The 14640-nt window shown below is 62.7% G+C and carries 9 protein-coding genes, 1 tRNA gene and 1 pseudogene; 3 read left to right on the top strand and 8 right to left on the bottom strand.

From position 1 onward, the window contains the following. Nucleotides 1-44 precede the first annotated feature (44 nt). Together ACGFIG_RS02245 and ACGFIG_RS02240 are read right to left on the bottom strand one after the other, a co-directional pair. Nucleotides 45-389: a precorrin-4 C11-methyltransferase gene (locus tag ACGFIG_RS02245; protein WP_392998359.1), complete on the bottom strand. Its 345-nt coding sequence runs from the start codon at nt 387-389 to the stop codon at nt 45-47. Beyond that, nucleotides 382-639 (bottom strand): hypothetical protein, encoded by a 258-nt coding sequence (locus tag ACGFIG_RS02240; protein ID WP_392998357.1) that lies wholly within the window; start codon nt 637-639, stop codon nt 382-384. Before ACGFIG_RS02240 ends, ACGFIG_RS02245 begins: the two co-directional genes overlap by 8 nt. Nucleotides 640-1262: 623 nt before the next feature. Here ACGFIG_RS02240 and ACGFIG_RS02235 point away from each other — a divergent pair. Then, on the top strand, nt 1263-1685 hold the full coding sequence (locus tag ACGFIG_RS02235; protein WP_392998355.1) for a GntR family transcriptional regulator: 423 nt from the start codon (nt 1263-1265) through the stop codon (nt 1683-1685). A 203-nt stretch (nt 1686-1888) separates the two neighbouring features. Here ACGFIG_RS02235 and ACGFIG_RS02230 read toward each other — a convergent pair whose 3' ends face one another. The 5 genes from ACGFIG_RS02230 to ACGFIG_RS02210 form a co-directional block, all read right to left on the bottom strand. Then, nucleotides 1889-5701, bottom strand: coding sequence for a DNA translocase FtsK (locus ACGFIG_RS02230; protein ID WP_392998353.1), 3813 nt, complete (start codon nt 5699-5701; stop codon nt 1889-1891). Nucleotides 5702-6410: 709 nt separating this feature from the next. Then, entirely contained in the window at nt 6411-7736 is a 1326-nt protein-coding gene (locus tag ACGFIG_RS02225) for a hypothetical protein (RefSeq protein ID WP_392998351.1), read from the bottom strand. 158 nt (nt 7737-7894) lie between these two features. Further along, nucleotides 7895-9226, bottom strand: coding sequence for a hypothetical protein (locus tag ACGFIG_RS02220; RefSeq protein WP_392998349.1), 1332 nt, complete (start codon nt 9224-9226; stop codon nt 7895-7897). A gap of 321 nt (nt 9227-9547) precedes the next feature. Then, nucleotides 9548-11536 carry a Druantia anti-phage system protein DruA gene (locus ACGFIG_RS02215; protein WP_392998347.1) on the bottom strand — a complete coding sequence of 663 codons (1989 nt, stop codon included), beginning with the start codon at nt 11534-11536 and terminating at the stop codon, nt 9548-9550. 899 nt (nt 11537-12435) lie between these two features. Beyond that, a tRNA-Tyr gene (locus ACGFIG_RS02210) sits at nt 12436-12519 on the bottom strand. Nucleotides 12520-12667: 148 nt separating this feature from the next. Here ACGFIG_RS02210 and ACGFIG_RS02205 point away from each other — a divergent pair. Both ACGFIG_RS02205 and ACGFIG_RS02200 read left to right on the top strand, forming a co-directional pair. Continuing rightward, nucleotides 12668-13162, top strand: a complete 495-nt coding sequence (locus ACGFIG_RS02205) for a YajQ family cyclic di-GMP-binding protein (RefSeq protein ID WP_392998345.1) — start codon at nt 12668-12670, stop codon at nt 13160-13162. Between the two features lie 36 nt (nt 13163-13198). Then, nucleotides 13199-13327 (top strand): annotated as a pseudogene (locus tag ACGFIG_RS02200) (DUF1275 domain-containing protein); the annotation flags it as partial. A gap of 43 nt (nt 13328-13370) precedes the next feature. On the opposite strand, the gene ACGFIG_RS02195 reads toward ACGFIG_RS02200, so the two are convergent. Then, the gene (locus tag ACGFIG_RS02195) at nt 13371-14630 is read right to left on the bottom strand and encodes an MFS transporter (RefSeq protein WP_392998343.1); all 1260 of its coding nucleotides are present in this window, start codon (nt 14628-14630) and stop codon (nt 13371-13373) included. Nucleotides 14631-14640: the final 10 nt, after the last annotated feature.

The raw sequence follows: 14640 nt of genomic DNA, 5'->3' as shown, positions 1-14640 counted from the left end.
GGCGGGAGTACGAGGAGCCGCTACGCCCCGCCGGCTGTTGGAGTTCACCGTGCCTCCTCCGCCCGTTCGTGTCGGCCAATCGGTGCCAGCATCTCCAGGCGGGCTCGCGTCAGCTCGTCAACGAGCCGGTCCACCTGTACCGGCGACATGAGCACGGTCTGCGTTGCGCCGTCGCGGGTCGCGTCGAGCTTCACGGCCAGGTCCCGCCGCGAGAACCGGTCGACGAGCAGTTGAACGGTGACCCAGCCAGTCCGCTCCCGCCCGATGGTGGAGGGCAAGCCCCGGTGCATCGGGTCGTTCGGTCCGCAGCCCCGGCACCACATCGGGCACACGACCGGTTCGATCGAGGACAACGGCTGACGTTCCGTCATGGGTTCGCCCTCACTCATCGTCGGCCCCCTGCTGGCCGCCAGCTTGCTTCAGGAGTCCGCGAAGCTGCTCGACCAGTTTGGCAACCTGCGGCAACGGCAACTCCGCCCAGCCCATCCCGGCCCGACACGTCGCGTGAACCGCGATCAAGGGCGCCGTGGCATCGGCACCGATGAGGTACGTGACGATGTGGCCGCTCGCCCGGGTGTCGCCGACCCGGTACATCGGCCCGCGATGGCGCCGGGCCATATGCGCCATCAGCGGCGGCACCACGTGACCGCAGCGATCTGGAGCACACCAGTCCGGATGGCTCGTGACGTCCGCCGGTCTGCTAGTACGGCTCACCGCGGCCACCGCCCACCGTTGCCCCGGTAGGCCTGCGCCCGCGTCATCGGCGGCGCGTACCGCAGCGCGGGCAACTCCCGCGTCGGTCCCAAGGCCCACCGATGCGAGGGCGGGACAGAACTCGGGCGCGAACTCGACAGAGCGTTGAAGCTGGCAGCCCGAGTCGGAGGACGCCACCAGGACCACCAGGACGAGAACCAGCGGCGTCGACGATGAGAGCCGGACATCGCACCTCCACAGGTAGGCGGGGACCGGTGGCCAGCCACGGGGGAATGCAGCCGGCCACCGGCCCGGATGAAGGCACGGCGCACCGTCCGACACAGACGGGTCGGGTATCGCCAAGCCCACTTGTACGCGCGGCTACCGCAACCGGTCCGACAGGACGCCGCGCATCAGATGCGACCAGGGCGGGCACGTGACCACCTTGACCGAGCCGTCACCCCAGCCGCACACAAAGAAACGTATCTACAAGTGGACGAGTTGTCTAGGTTCCGAAACAGGTCACTTGGTTGGCACTTGGTAAGACAAGTGCCAGGTACGGTGAGCAGGTGCCCACCCCGCACTACGGACAGCCCCGCTACCGCTCGATCGCCGACGAGTTGAGAGAGCAAATCGAAAGCGGCCGAATCCCGCCCGGCGCTCTCCTTCCAACTGAGACTGTGCTTACCGCCGAGTTTCGGGCAAGCCGTGGCACAATTCGCCAAGCCATCTCGGTCTTGCGAGAAGCAGGCTGGGTTGCCACCCAACACGGTCGCGGCACCTACGCAAACCCTCGATTGCACACGAGCGGGTCAGACAAGCGTGCCGCTTCGGAAGTGCGACACCGTCAAGTCGCCGCCGACGCGGAACTCGCCGCCCTCTTTGCTGTTGAGGTAGGCACGACCCTGATCGAACAAGAGAGCGTTAGCCGGACAAATGGCTACGTCGGGGAAGTCGTCAGGACCTACAGGCTACTCACGACAAGACGGTAGGACTCGCAGTATTCATCGTCGCCACACCTACGGCGACGCCAGATAGGGCCCGCACCTGCTGCAGTTGCCCCGCATAAGCCGCCAACTTCCGGGCCGTCGTGGCTGGCCGGGCAGCGACCCGCCGGAAGAGAGCGGACCGCTACCAAGCAGACGGTAGTGCCAGAAAGTCCTCGTGTTGACAGCCTTCAAATCCGAAGTCCGTCCTATTCCACGGGCGGATAAGGCCCGTGAGCGGCAAAACCCTGAAGCCGCACGAGGCCAAGCTCTGGAGATGAATACAACAAGTCACCTCGCGGCAGGAGAGTCTCAGCGCCGGCCGAGTCAATGATCACTCGGCTATCTACCGCGCTTTGAACGCGCAAACTGACTCGAGCGAAGTTGGCCTTCATGATTCCAGGAACGATCTCAACACTCGGACGCTGGGTGGCTGCAATCAAGTGCCCCCCCACCGCCCGCGCCCGTTGGACGAATCGCGTAACAACTGTCTCGAACCGCCGCTTATCGGCAGAGGACAACGCGAGCTCAGCAAACTCATCAATCACTACTACGAAAGGACGCATCGGCGGGCGTAAACCTTGATCTAGCGAGTCCTTGGCCAGCGATACGATGTCGGTGAAAAGTTGAGGCACCGGGCGCCCAAGGGCTTCCTCTGCATACCGGTTAAACTCTGCAACCCTGTCAGGCAGCCGGCGATCAACGATATCCAGTAGAAGATCGAACGCACCCGTCGCGCCGAGATGATAGTCCGCTGAACTCCTGATCTGCGGCGCTCGGGCAAGGTCTCGATAGTCATTCATGCCTTTGGCGTCAATCAGGATAAGATCTAGGTCGTCCGGCCCGTACAACCGCGTCAGTTGCCACAGTATCGATCGAATTAGCATACTCTTTCCGCTACCTGTGGTGCCACCAATCAGCAGGTGCGGTAGCTCCGAAAGCTGAAGCCAGAACGGAGCGAAGCTAAGATCACTTCCTAAGGCGATAGATACAGCAGGTCCAGTTGGCCTATTCAATAAGGCCACATCCGCGATAGTACGGTTCTCCCGCGGCAGTTCAAGAACGGCATATCGGGCCCGTCCGGGCAGGTTATCAACGCGGATGCTCGGCACTCCCAGATCACGGGCGAGATCCGCTTCCTGAGAAGCGAGCGTGGAGAGGCGGGCGCCAGCTTCTAGCTCGAACGGGACTCGGATTACGGACGGTCCCTCCGTAATGTCAGCTGGGTCCAGCCGACGTACAGGGACCTGTCGGGCATGCAAAGCGGCAGCGACGCGTCGGGAAAGTGCCTCGCTACTACTACTACTCGTGACCGCCGGGCTGTTCGCTTCGCCAGTCTCATCCGCTGTTGTCTGCGCCAGATCTTTTGTGTCGGAGCCGCTTGCGCGGTCAGCTATATCGACATCACCGCCTCTTTCGTGTGACGAATCCCCAAGTGGGTTGACTGCATCCGGTAGCAGATCACCGAGTTCGGCAGGGATGACTGTATAGCTACGGCCATGCCGCAAGGCGCGCCGAAGCCACTCTCCACCAAGCACCTCAAGCGGGAGTTTATCGTCACCTACGTGCGAAGGGTAGGGTCCTCTCGGGGCATCTGGACCAACTACTACAACGCGACCTGAAATCTCGACAGAAGCATTCGGCGGGCCCACCTCAAACGCCGCGTTCAGTTTGGCGATGCGTTGACGGTATCTCTCCCAGTCGTCAAGACGCAGAACTTCCCACTGTTGCAAAGCCTCGAGGAAAACCTGTCTCTTCAAAATCTCACGACGACTCGCAGCGAACGGATCACCAGTGGATGCGCCGAAGATGCCGCGAAGCACATCGAGCATCTCACGAACCTGCTTGGCTGCTTCGAAAACTGGCCCAGGAATGCGATCAGGATGAAGATCCTTAGTCGCCTTCACCTCTATCGCCTCGACCCGCGGCCGACCATCTGGCCAACTAAAGGAAAGAAGATCGGCTCGCTTGTTGGTGGGACGCCTCTGAAGCCACTGACTTGCGGTTTCCGTATCAAGGCTGATCACCAGTGCATCGTCATCGCGGTCTTGGAGATCAGCCAACACCGCCGCTACGCCAACTCGTCCGAGCACCGCGTCATCCCGGAAAGCCCCATTGGATCCAAAGAATCCGAGCAGCCCCTCCGGTAACGCTCTCTGCACAGTCGTTGTGAGGAACGTCAGAAGAGCGTCCGGTTCGGGATCCAGCCAACTGTTGCCCTGCAGCATCGACAACGCCGGCTGAACCAGTAGGCGAGGGCTATGACCGTATATGTAAGCAGTGTGGGCACCGCTACCCAGTCGCCCGACCAGAGTCAGACGATTGTCAAGTTTCTCAGGTGCCGCCAAGGCGCTAGTCGGCTCGACGAGGACGAGCCAGGTAGCCTCTCCTCCAAGTGCGGCGAGTTCCACCTCTTCTCGATCCCGAAGTAATGGGCTTCGCTGCAACTCAGCCTGACCACCGGCTGCGAGTTCGGCCTGCTTGTTGAGGAGCGTCGCTAGACGTCCGGAGGGCGACGGCTTGATTACGGTCATCCTACGTAGCGGAACAAACTTCCACTTCGACACAACACTGCCCTGCTGCGGAGACTCCCAGAGCGCCCCAAACGTCGCGTCACCCTTGTCGGAGACGTTGAACATCACTAGAAGGTGAGGTGAGCCTCCCGCCCGTAGGCTTTCGGGACTGGGTGATCCCTCGACCACGTCGATGAGGATGTTGCCTGCGGGTTCGTCTACATCGCTGGCTGCCGTCTTAGCGATGTCTTCACGAACTTGAGCAGCGCCAATCTCAGCGAAGACTCGGACACGAATCCGGTCGAATCGCGTTTTAGGATCGTGCGCATAGGCCTGATACAGACGAGAGACCACCGCCGCCGTAGGGTTGACAAGAGCTACACTAAAGCTAACCTCGGCAAAGGGATGAACAGCTACAAATCTGTCGATTAGCTGCCTTACCAGCCGAACTGTCTCCTCCGTTCCCGACGCAAGCCGACGCTTAGCGTAAATCGGGAGGCCCGTGCCGTGGATACCGGCGAAGGCCAACGCCTCCGGCGTGTTCTGATAAACGATTCCGATGGACGGCGCAGCGGGGTCAAGATTAACAGAAACGGTCTCGACGAATTCGGGATCAACCTCACCCGACCTTGCCTCATCCAGGAAGAGTCGCGCGGCGCGGGCGCGTGGTTCAATAACAGCCGGATGAAGGGGCAGAAGCCGTGCCTGGAGGCCGTCACCAGGCGACTCAACAACGAGGTCGACAAGGGTAAGGTCATTCGCTATGCGGCGGACTTCTGTACGGACCTCGGGCGGCAGGTTATCCCGTAGTCGGCGTAGGGCATCCCACAAGTCGTCCCAGCCGGAGATTAGGTTGTCGGCTTGACTCAGCAGCCTCTCTGAGGCAAACAGGAGGCGGACGCCCTCGCTGGCTATCGAGCCCGCGTAAGGCGACAACTCCGCACGAGCGTTGGCGATTTGCTGGAACGCTGCCAATGCGTCAGATGCAGGAGCAGGGGCATCTAACGCGAGTTCTTCAATAAATTCAGCGATTTGCCTCATTTCAACCCATTGAACGCCACCCCCTCCTTTGACGCCACCGGCAACCTGAGAATAGAAGTCCGCCTGCCAGTTAACAGGGACTTCCTCTGTGTCCGTCAGGCCGCTTTCATCGGGTCCCTCAAAACTTGCGCCATTTCCGTCAGGCCGCAGGTCGGGCATTGTGCTTTCTACGGCACCCGTCTCGCGAGTACCTGCAGCCGCTTCGGAAATGGATGGGTCATCTAGGATGTCTGTAAGGGTCGAACCAGACCACGCAACGCGGTCACCGCCAACCTCAAGTGTCTGCCCGGACTGAGACTGCACGGCCTGCAGAAGCGCTTCTTCCTCAACACCGTCGCCCAAGACCAGATCAACAAGGTCGGGCGTACGGGAAGGCTCAGGTGTCTGCTTCGGCTTGCGCTCAGGGCGGCCCACGGCCTGCCGGCGCTTCGACTGTGAGATCGCCTCTATCACGTCGTCGAGATTCAAGCGAGCGAGGAGCCTAATGTCGTTAGTCCTGGCGAACCTGCGGAGTACAGAATAGCTTGGGGCGCTAGAAGAGACTAGTCGCTGCAACTCGGCCAGATCCGAGGATCTAATCCGGTCAACCGTCTGTTGGTTCAGTCGAAGTCGGCTACGTTCGATCTTTGAGAAAGAGAGATCCGGCAAGAAGCCGAGACGCCAGAGCTCTTGTCGCGCTTGGTCGCCGCTGCCAGCTCCCAGGGGAGAAAGGGACGCGCAGTAGTTTGCAACCATGTCCAAGGGTAAGTCCCACGAACGCAGCGATCGAAGTAGCGGTCGGATCTGCACACTAAAATCAGAGGCTGCACTGCCTGTGAGGGTATCGAAGATGCGTCCCCGCACTTCAGTCGCCGAAACCTGCGCGACGTTAGCTAGGCCCCGAGCGCGATTTCGATTTAGATCTCCAACTATCAGCAAGGGCATCCGGCCCTCATTGCGCCACCGAACGGTGGTGCGGACGTCGCTGGTAGATCGGTCGTTCGACATTACAGATTCAGTGAAATCGCAGATCCAAAGGTCGGGAACGGACAGTGAGACCCGACCGAGGATTTGGCCCACTGGAAGCGGAGTTGCGATCTGTGGAAGCCGCAGGAATCCTAGTCCCGATCCTAGGCGCCGAACGATTGTGTCGGTAACTGCTTGGGCGAGCAAGCTACCTCCGGTGACCGGGGATGCATCAGGAGCCATCGTACTCCGTTCGTACCGGAAGCGGGCTTAGTACTTCCACCGTATTGTCGCTGTATGCGCGCGCCAGACCAACCCGCGCAAGGAGCAAAGAAAGGGCATCATGGTTTGACTCCAAGTCAGCCTCAGACGCCCGCGGAACCATTGTCCTCGTAACGTCATTCGGCCCCACGTGAATACCGAATCGCGACGATAGCCGTTCGAGCCATAAGCCGTACTCCACTTGGGTCTCATCGTCGTCGAGCCCCGCCAAAACCAACGTCGTGACGAGAGGGGCCTCTACACACAAACGCTTGGCTGATCGGCCGCGGCGCGGCGCAAGAAAGCCGCAGCGGCGGGCGTGGTGGTCAAACCATCCATCGTAGCTCTGGGACATAGTTGTCCGCAGAAGGTCGAGCAACACGAGAGCCGCCGGAAGGGCCAGGTCTTCATTTTGGCGGCCAGATTCTAATTGGCTTAGCATTGCCGGAGCGTTCGCTATCATCTGTTCGCTTCGCGCCGAGCGGGCAATCTTTGCGCCTCGCGAGTAAGGCAGCGTCCTCAACAGGAATTTCTCGACGGCCCTGCGGTCTGACACCGCCCCACCCAGCCGCTCGGCAACCTCGGCTTGAAGCATTTCGGCAATCCACGTATCCATTGCCCCATGCACTGCTGGGACCGAGACGCGCGCTGAGACCTCCCTGACAGTTGGCGCCTCATCCGACACCGCGACAAGAAGGGGTGCAAGGGATTGACTACGGCCCATCAAACTAGGGACCTGAGCATATATGAGGGTGGAGACAAACTCGCAGGCGCTTGCGAGGACTCGCAAACCGGAAAGGCTATCAACGCCAGTCGCGCCTAGGGTTACGCAGCGATGCAGGAGGCGGCCCAAATTATGTGCCAACTGACGGCAAGATTCTGCTTCGGCCCACGGTACCTTCACAGGTGCCGCTATCGAGAAGTCCGGTGGGGTAGGCTGGCCGGAAAAAACCGACTGAAGCGCCCACAACGGGTTCGGTTGCGGCGAGCAGAGTCTCTCAATCAGCGAGGACATCGCCTTAGTGCCGTCCCCGTATTCCAGAAGGAGCGCCGCACACTGCTTGCCGATGTCCCCTCCGGTCCAATCATTCGTAACAAATCCAGGATGCGCTACCTGATACGACTGGTTGGAAGGAAAGACGGCACCGTCGCTGGCTATGAGCGACCGGATTACCTGACGCAGGACCTCTATATCTGCGAGACTGCCTGACAGGTTGACCGGCCGCTCGGCGGCAGCGGCGACCGAAGCGATATCTTCATTCGGGATGGACCATGACCGCTCTTTCTTTGCGATCATCTGCCTGGCTAGTTGTGGAGCACGAGGACCCTTAAAGCTAGCGCCAAGGAAGCCGTTAAGAACATGGACTGGATCTGCGCTTGTGGTCGCAATACTAAACCCAAGCTTCATGGATACATTGTTCTGGAACCAGGGCGTCAGCTCGAGACCAGCAACTTCTACCATCGGTTCACCTCGAATGCGGGATGCTTACCGCTGAAGGCAGTGATCCGTGTTTTAATGCCCGTTCGGTGGTCAAAGACAGAAATCTGGGGATCACCGTCAGGCCGGGCAGGTGCACTGCCGATAAACAGGTCCAGCGCGGCGTCCAACGCCTCCTGGCGTCGATCTGCGTGAATCGACCTTTGTTCCTGCAACTGAAGCCAGGTTGGGTAGTCGACGACTAAAACATTGCCCCGTTGCCCCGGCCATCTAAATTCAAGGCGAGTAGGAGCAAACCCGGCGGTGTCCACTCCATGATCTTCGGATGCATAGGGAATTCTAACCTGAACGGCGTCGCTGTTGTATGTCTGACTGGCTGCCAGGACGCGTGGGCGCTCGATAGCAGTGAGCACGTGATGCTGGCTGAGGTAGAGGCGCCGATCGTCGTTGTCGTTAAGTCGGTACATATTAATTAGGGCGACGATGCGGCGAGCAGCAGCGAGAGAATCCTCCCGCGCTACCTCTAGAAGGCGTGTATAGCCCGGGATCCGGGATTGCCGTGCCACCAATGCCGCAGCGTCAACATGGGGCGAAAGGAAAAACCAAGCTCTTTTTGCTGCACTGAAGGCGCGGAGAGCTTCACCTGACTCTTCGGCATGCTGACGAAACGGGGCAACCAGCAGGGCTGCAGGTGGCACGGCCGCGCCTATGGCATCTCCGAGCCACAATTGAACGTCAACCGAGCCCTCAGCTGCGTTGACCGGGTCAAATTCCCTAGAGATCGCCTTCCCGAGCCAGTTCTCATCCGAGAAGACGCGAGACCACCACCATCCCGGAAGCCTCTCCACGTCGCCGGCGGCGGGGGGGCACTCCCAGCCGAAGAAGAGGTCGACCAGGAACATCCAGAGGTCCCGAGCCGTCATCCGTGTACCGGAGTGAGCCAACAGGCGCAGCAACTCTGTTAGACGAATTGCTGCTGTGTTAGATGCTTGTAGCAGGTCGCGCCCGACAGTCCGTGGACATGTGGTGGCATCTTGGCAACCGTCGCAAGCCACCACGGCGGGTAACAATCGGTCCAAGGCCTTGACGACGAATTCGCCATGGACCAGTTGGCGCCCAGCAAGATTGACCAACAAGAAGCCATCGGGGTCCAGGGCTTCGTCACCTCGCGCCCGCGCGTGGGCCACATCCCGCAACTCAGCGTAGACGCCGTTAGGTTGAAGAGCGGCCAGTGAGGCTAGCGGGCCCTCATTCAAGGTAATGACGAGTTGAGCGCTTGCGCTGAGCGCAGCCGAGGTCCAAGCAAGGATCGCCTCATCGCTTACGGCCGCGGCATCGCGGATGAACACCCTCTCGCCAGCTCGTACGCGTGGCGGCTCATCCGAGTCGGGCTCGAGAGTGTTCTTTCGCCTCGCTGCGGCCATAGCAGTAACAGCAAGGTGGCTCTTTCCGTCTCCGGCGTTCCCTGTAAGAACTACATGGCGTCCACTGTCGAGAGCGGTCGCCAGGAGGTCAGCCAGAGGGTCTTCGACGTTGAGACGCCGACGTACGTCCTCGGGCCATGAGTCGGCGTAGATCTCGCCCCGCCTGAACAGCGCAGTGAGGGCTTCATGTCTCTCGCTCGTCGGAATCACAACCCCTTCAGCCTCTAGAGAACCAGTCCGGGGAATCTACCCGACCTCGTCGAGACCAACAGGCCGTTGTCCCATTTGGTCCAAAAGCGACAATTGGCGTGCCGCATATTGGGGCTGTGGCGTCGATGGTTCCAACTCGTTGACTTGGCGTAGCAGCCCGTGCAACTCATCCAGGAGGTCAGGTGCCACACGGGCTTCTCGGGCAAGTTGGGGGACCTGCCCTCTGACCCACCGCTGCCACCACTGGTGTGCGATCTCGTGGGCAGAGATACCCAATCGGCTCGGCACCGGCGCAGGGCACCAGCCCAGCAATACTCCACCAGGATCCTCAACTAACGACAAGGCGTACAGAGGCCTTCGCGTGTCGTGTCGGCGGAGGTCGGGAAGGCCTAGTCCCGACAGCGCCTTCCCGATCGCCCGGAAACGAGCGCTAGCCCCCTCTCCAAAGGTTCGCGTGATGTGAGAGTACCCATCTACCGCCTCGTTGAAGGCGTTCACCGCATCGACCGTGTCCGCCGCCACATGGAAAGAGCCGTAACCCATGGTTTCGCCGATTCGGCGCCACTTCCGTGCGCCACTGGAAGCGCGGTTGTATTGAGAGCTGTGCCCTGGGTAGAGACCACTCGTGAAAACCACAAGGGGACCAGGGTTAGGCACCTTCTCACGTACGTGGGGCTCATACACCGTGGCGGCGATCTCCCCAAGTGGACGATCCCTGCCCCAGGCGTTCAACACGACTTCACTTCCGGCAAGTGCGGCAGCCAATTTACCAACACGCAATGCCCCGAATGGCGGCGCCGCCCCGCAGATGCTCATCTCAAGCGCAACAAATCCCATGTGGTAATGCCAGAGCTTCCTCAGACCCGCGTCAACCCTGCGGCGGAGTTCTGAATCAGCTCGCAATAGTCGACTCGGACAGGGATCGGACTGACATTCAGAAAGACCAGCAAGCCCTAGGCTAAGGTTGGCAGCTGTTTCTGCTCGCTTCGTAACGGCCAGATGTTTGCGGGCTTCGGCCGGGCGACCCTCTCGGCGAAGGCTGTTGTAACGATCACGAGACGCGCTGGCGAGCCTAGCCAACTCATCCGCCTGATCCACACCGCCCTTCATCGAGATACTGGGAAGTCCCTCCAGGTTCACTGATCCGAGGAGGTTTCGGAGCACCGCTGCAGTTGCCTCGACTGCGGTTCGTTCGTCGGGTTGCTTTGCAAGCCGATCGACATATCCGCCTGCCCCGCCAGTCGCATTCCGGGCTGTCATCCCCAGCCAGGTGTCTCGCTGCCGAACACCGGGAACGACATTGCGGAACTGAGCGACGGCTATCGGAGTGCTCGGCCAACGTCGATCAGCCAGCACGATTGACACTTCGCGGCCTGGCGCACTGGCGTCGGGTGTCATGGACCAAGTTGTCCGTACACCCCGCCAAAGCAGGCGAGCAGACCCCGACTGCGCGATTTGAATGGACAGATCCGGAGGAGCCTCCTCCAGCGCGGATACAACCTTTCCCGGTTGATAATCCGCTATGGTCAGACTGGTAATGAACTTTTCAAGCGCTTTGCGCTGACTAGCCTCTCTTACTGCGTTGAGGCGCGCCTGGCGATAGAGCATCCTCAGCGCCTGCCGCCTGCGGATATCATCCAGGTTCTGAGCCTCGAGGAGCGGAGCAAGGAGCAACTTTCGGTCCTGGACAAGTGGATAGTATCCCGAGTTGATGTAGTCTCGAAGGATTAACAGCGATAGACGGAGCGCTCGCGACGAAGTATTGTCGCCACCGATGCCAGCCACAGCACCTTCCAGCCGCGCCGGGATTTGCGACTGCGGAAGCCCCGTGATTGAGCACACCACATCGTCAAACTCGATGATCCGCGCACCGAGCTTTGCCGGCGCAAAATCAATGAGTTTGTTGACAGGAATAATGAGTTCGTCGCGCCGGTCCACCCCATGAGGGTAGCTGCTCGGGTCGAGGGTGTGAAGCAACGTCTTCGCTGCCAGGCGGACCGTTCCCTGTACATCCTCGGTACTCACAGGACGGCGCACTCCTCGGTTCGTCTTGCGGCGGGCAGGGACTACCCGACCCCGGCACTCTAGCCGCCGGGTGCGACGAGGTCCTGCAACCGGGTGGGCGGGTAATGGCGCCGGACACCTGGAGGAGGTCGGACCTCTAGAAGACGCCACGCCATACCCGATCTTGGGCTTCAAGCGGGCTTCCCCCCGGAGGCCATCGAGCCTTCTAATCTCGTCGTCTGATGACTCGTCCCCGCCCACCGGCCCAGGGAAATGCGCTCGGGCAGGCCACGGGCCACGGGCCACGACACGCCACTCAGCAGGCAACCGCACGGCAGGACCCGGGGACGACTGTGGAGGGACAGATCAGGTACCCGTTCCCCCCTCCCCTCGCTACCACCCCTCGCCACCACGCTGCTGCCGATTTACTCTTTTCTGGATCAAGGCGCCGCGCTCCGCGCGGCGCGGGGCGGTAACCCGGCCGGCGGCAAGCCGCCCCGGCTGCCTTCGGCGCCGGGGCGGAGAGCCACCGACTGCCGCCGGACCGCCGCCCCCAAGAGCGGCACGATCACGGCCAGGCGGTACGGAAGCCGAACGGGTCGACCTGGTCGAGAGTCGGGGCTTCCGACTGCCGCGCCAGTCCAACCCCGGGACTGGCTTGCCCCCGACCTACCTCCCGTAGCCAGCGAGACGCCAGCCCGGAGCCCTCAGCCGGTCGCTACGCACGCGGCCCACGCCACCCCGGCAAGAGCCAGCAACATCAACAGTCGCAGTTCCAGAGAAGCCCTCAGAGGCAAGATCGACCTGCCCACCATCTGCCCACAACCAGTCGTCAACGGCTGGACGCAGCCGGACTCGGCCATACCAACGACAACGGCCCCTGATCAGCATTCCTGCTGGTCAGGGGCCGTTGGTGCTCCTGGTGGCGGGTAGAGGATTCGAACCTCTGTAGCTTTCGCGACGGATTTACAGTCCGCTCCCATTGGCCGCTCGGGCAACCCGCCAGGGCACCCCGCCGCGTCGTAACGCGGCAGCGGAAGCAAGGATAGCGGCTCCCCCCGGCCTCGGCGCAACCGGGTACCGTCAGGGGGTCGTACCGCTGGTCAGCGGGGGACGAAGGACCACAGACCGCCGGACAGCAGGAGCATGAGCATGGCAGCGAACCCGTCGTTCGACATCGTGAGCAAGGTCGACCGCCAGGAGGTCGACAACGCTCTCCGCCAGGCGGAGAAGGAGCTCGCGACGCGGTTCGACTTCCGGGGCACCGGCGCCGAGATCTCCTGGTCGGGCGAGGAGGCCATCAGCCTCCAGGCGGAGACCGAGGAGCGGGTGCGGGCGGCGCTGGAGGTCTTCAAGGAGAAGGTCGTCAAGCGGAACATCTCCCTGAAGTCGCTGGACGCCGGTGATCCCCGGTCGTCGGGCAAGATCTTCAAGATCGACTGCAAGGTGATCCAGGGCATCGACTCGGACAAGGCCAAGGCGATCAGCAAGAAGATCCGCGACGAGGGCCCGAAGGGCGTCCAGGCCCAGATCCAGGGCGACCAGCTGCGGGTCACGGGCAAGAAGCGGGACGACCTCCAGGCCGTCATCGCGCTGCTGAAGGGCGAGGACTTCGGCGTCGCCCTTCAGTTCACCAACTACCGCTGACGGCGCACCTGGTCGGCCCTGCGACGAACAGGGCCGGCCAGGGCGTTCAGCGCCCGGCGGAGGCGCCGGTCAGCGGGAGAAGACGAGCAGCAGGACCACCGTCAGGATCGCGCTGATGAGCAGCGATCCGAGGCAGCCCACCCGGTTCGAGAAGAAGACGAACATGACCGGGTGGTACCCCGCCAGCCCGGCGGAAACCCCGAGGGCGTCAGGCGGGCAGCAGCTCTTCGGTGCGTACCGCCGTGGCCTCCGCGCGGGCGATGGGCCCGGAGGGCAGCGCGGCGACCCCGGCCCCGACGGCGACCGCCGCCCCGGCGAAGACGAACGCCCAGGGCACCCCGCCGCCGTGATCGACGATGAGGCCGGCCACCGCGCCGCCGGCGGCGCTGGCGCCCACGGACATGGTCACCACCCAGGTGTACGCCTCGTTCAGCATGCTGGTCGGGGAGACCCGGCCGACCAGGGTGTTCTCCAGGGTGAGCGCGGGCGCGATCATGGCGCCCCCGATCACCAGGGCGGTGCCCAGCGCCAGCGGGGTGGGCATCACCGCGAAGACGGCGAAGCTGGCGGCCACCCCGCCGAGCAGCAGCGAGAACTGCCGGGTCATGTTCCGGGACGGCTTGCGGACACCGAACCAGAAACCGCCCGCGGCGCTGCCGACACCCCAGACGGCCAGCAGTACGCCGGCGAGGCTGTCGGGGTCGTCGGCCGTGTAGGCGGTGGCGAACGCCGGCACGGTCACGCCGGCCGCGCCGAAGGCGATGCCCAGGGTGGCCACGCAGACCAGCAGTGCCGGGAAGCCGGGTACGCGCAGCGGCCCGAGCCCTCTGGTCTGGTGCTCGCGCGGGTGCGGCTGCCAGCCGCGCATGACCCGGCCGAGCGCCACCGCGATGGTGCCGACCAGGGTCACGACGGCTGAACCGACCAGGGCGGCCCCGGCGTCGGCGAACAGGATGAAGCCGGCGACCAGCAGCGGACCGAGCACGAAGACGATCTCGAAGAGGGTGGTCTCGGCGGCGAGGGCGGTGTTGCGCAGGTGCCACCGGCCGGACGCCGGCGAGGTGAGGTCGTTCCAGGCGCCGCGGATCGCCGCGGTCAGCGGCGGGTAGGTGGCCCCGGCGACCCCTGAGGCCACGAAGACCAGCGTCAGGTTGCCGGCGTCGGAGCGGGCCGACCAGAGCAGTCCGAGCAGGGCGAACGGGTGGGCGATCGCGGTGCCGACGAGTACCGGGGTGGGGCCGATCCGGTCGGCGACCCGGCCGGCCACGGGGCTGAGCGCGGCGCCGGAGAGGGCGTAGATGCCCCCCGCGACGGCGGCCAGCGAGTAGCGGCCGGTGACCTGCTCGACGACCAGCAGCAGCGCCAGCGGGGTCATGCCGATCCCGAGCCTGCCGAGGATGCCGGTGAGCAGCAGCATCGGCGCTCCGGGGATCCGCCAGACGCCCAGGTACTGGCGCAGTGCGGCCACGGTCGACCTC

The sequence above is a fragment of the Micromonospora sp. NPDC049048 genome, from assembly GCF_043197615.1.
In the GTDB taxonomy this organism is placed as follows: domain Bacteria; phylum Actinomycetota; class Actinomycetes; order Mycobacteriales; family Micromonosporaceae; genus Micromonospora.
Note: the sequence above shows the minus strand (reverse complement) of the source record. Positions and strands in the feature narration are given on the sequence as shown.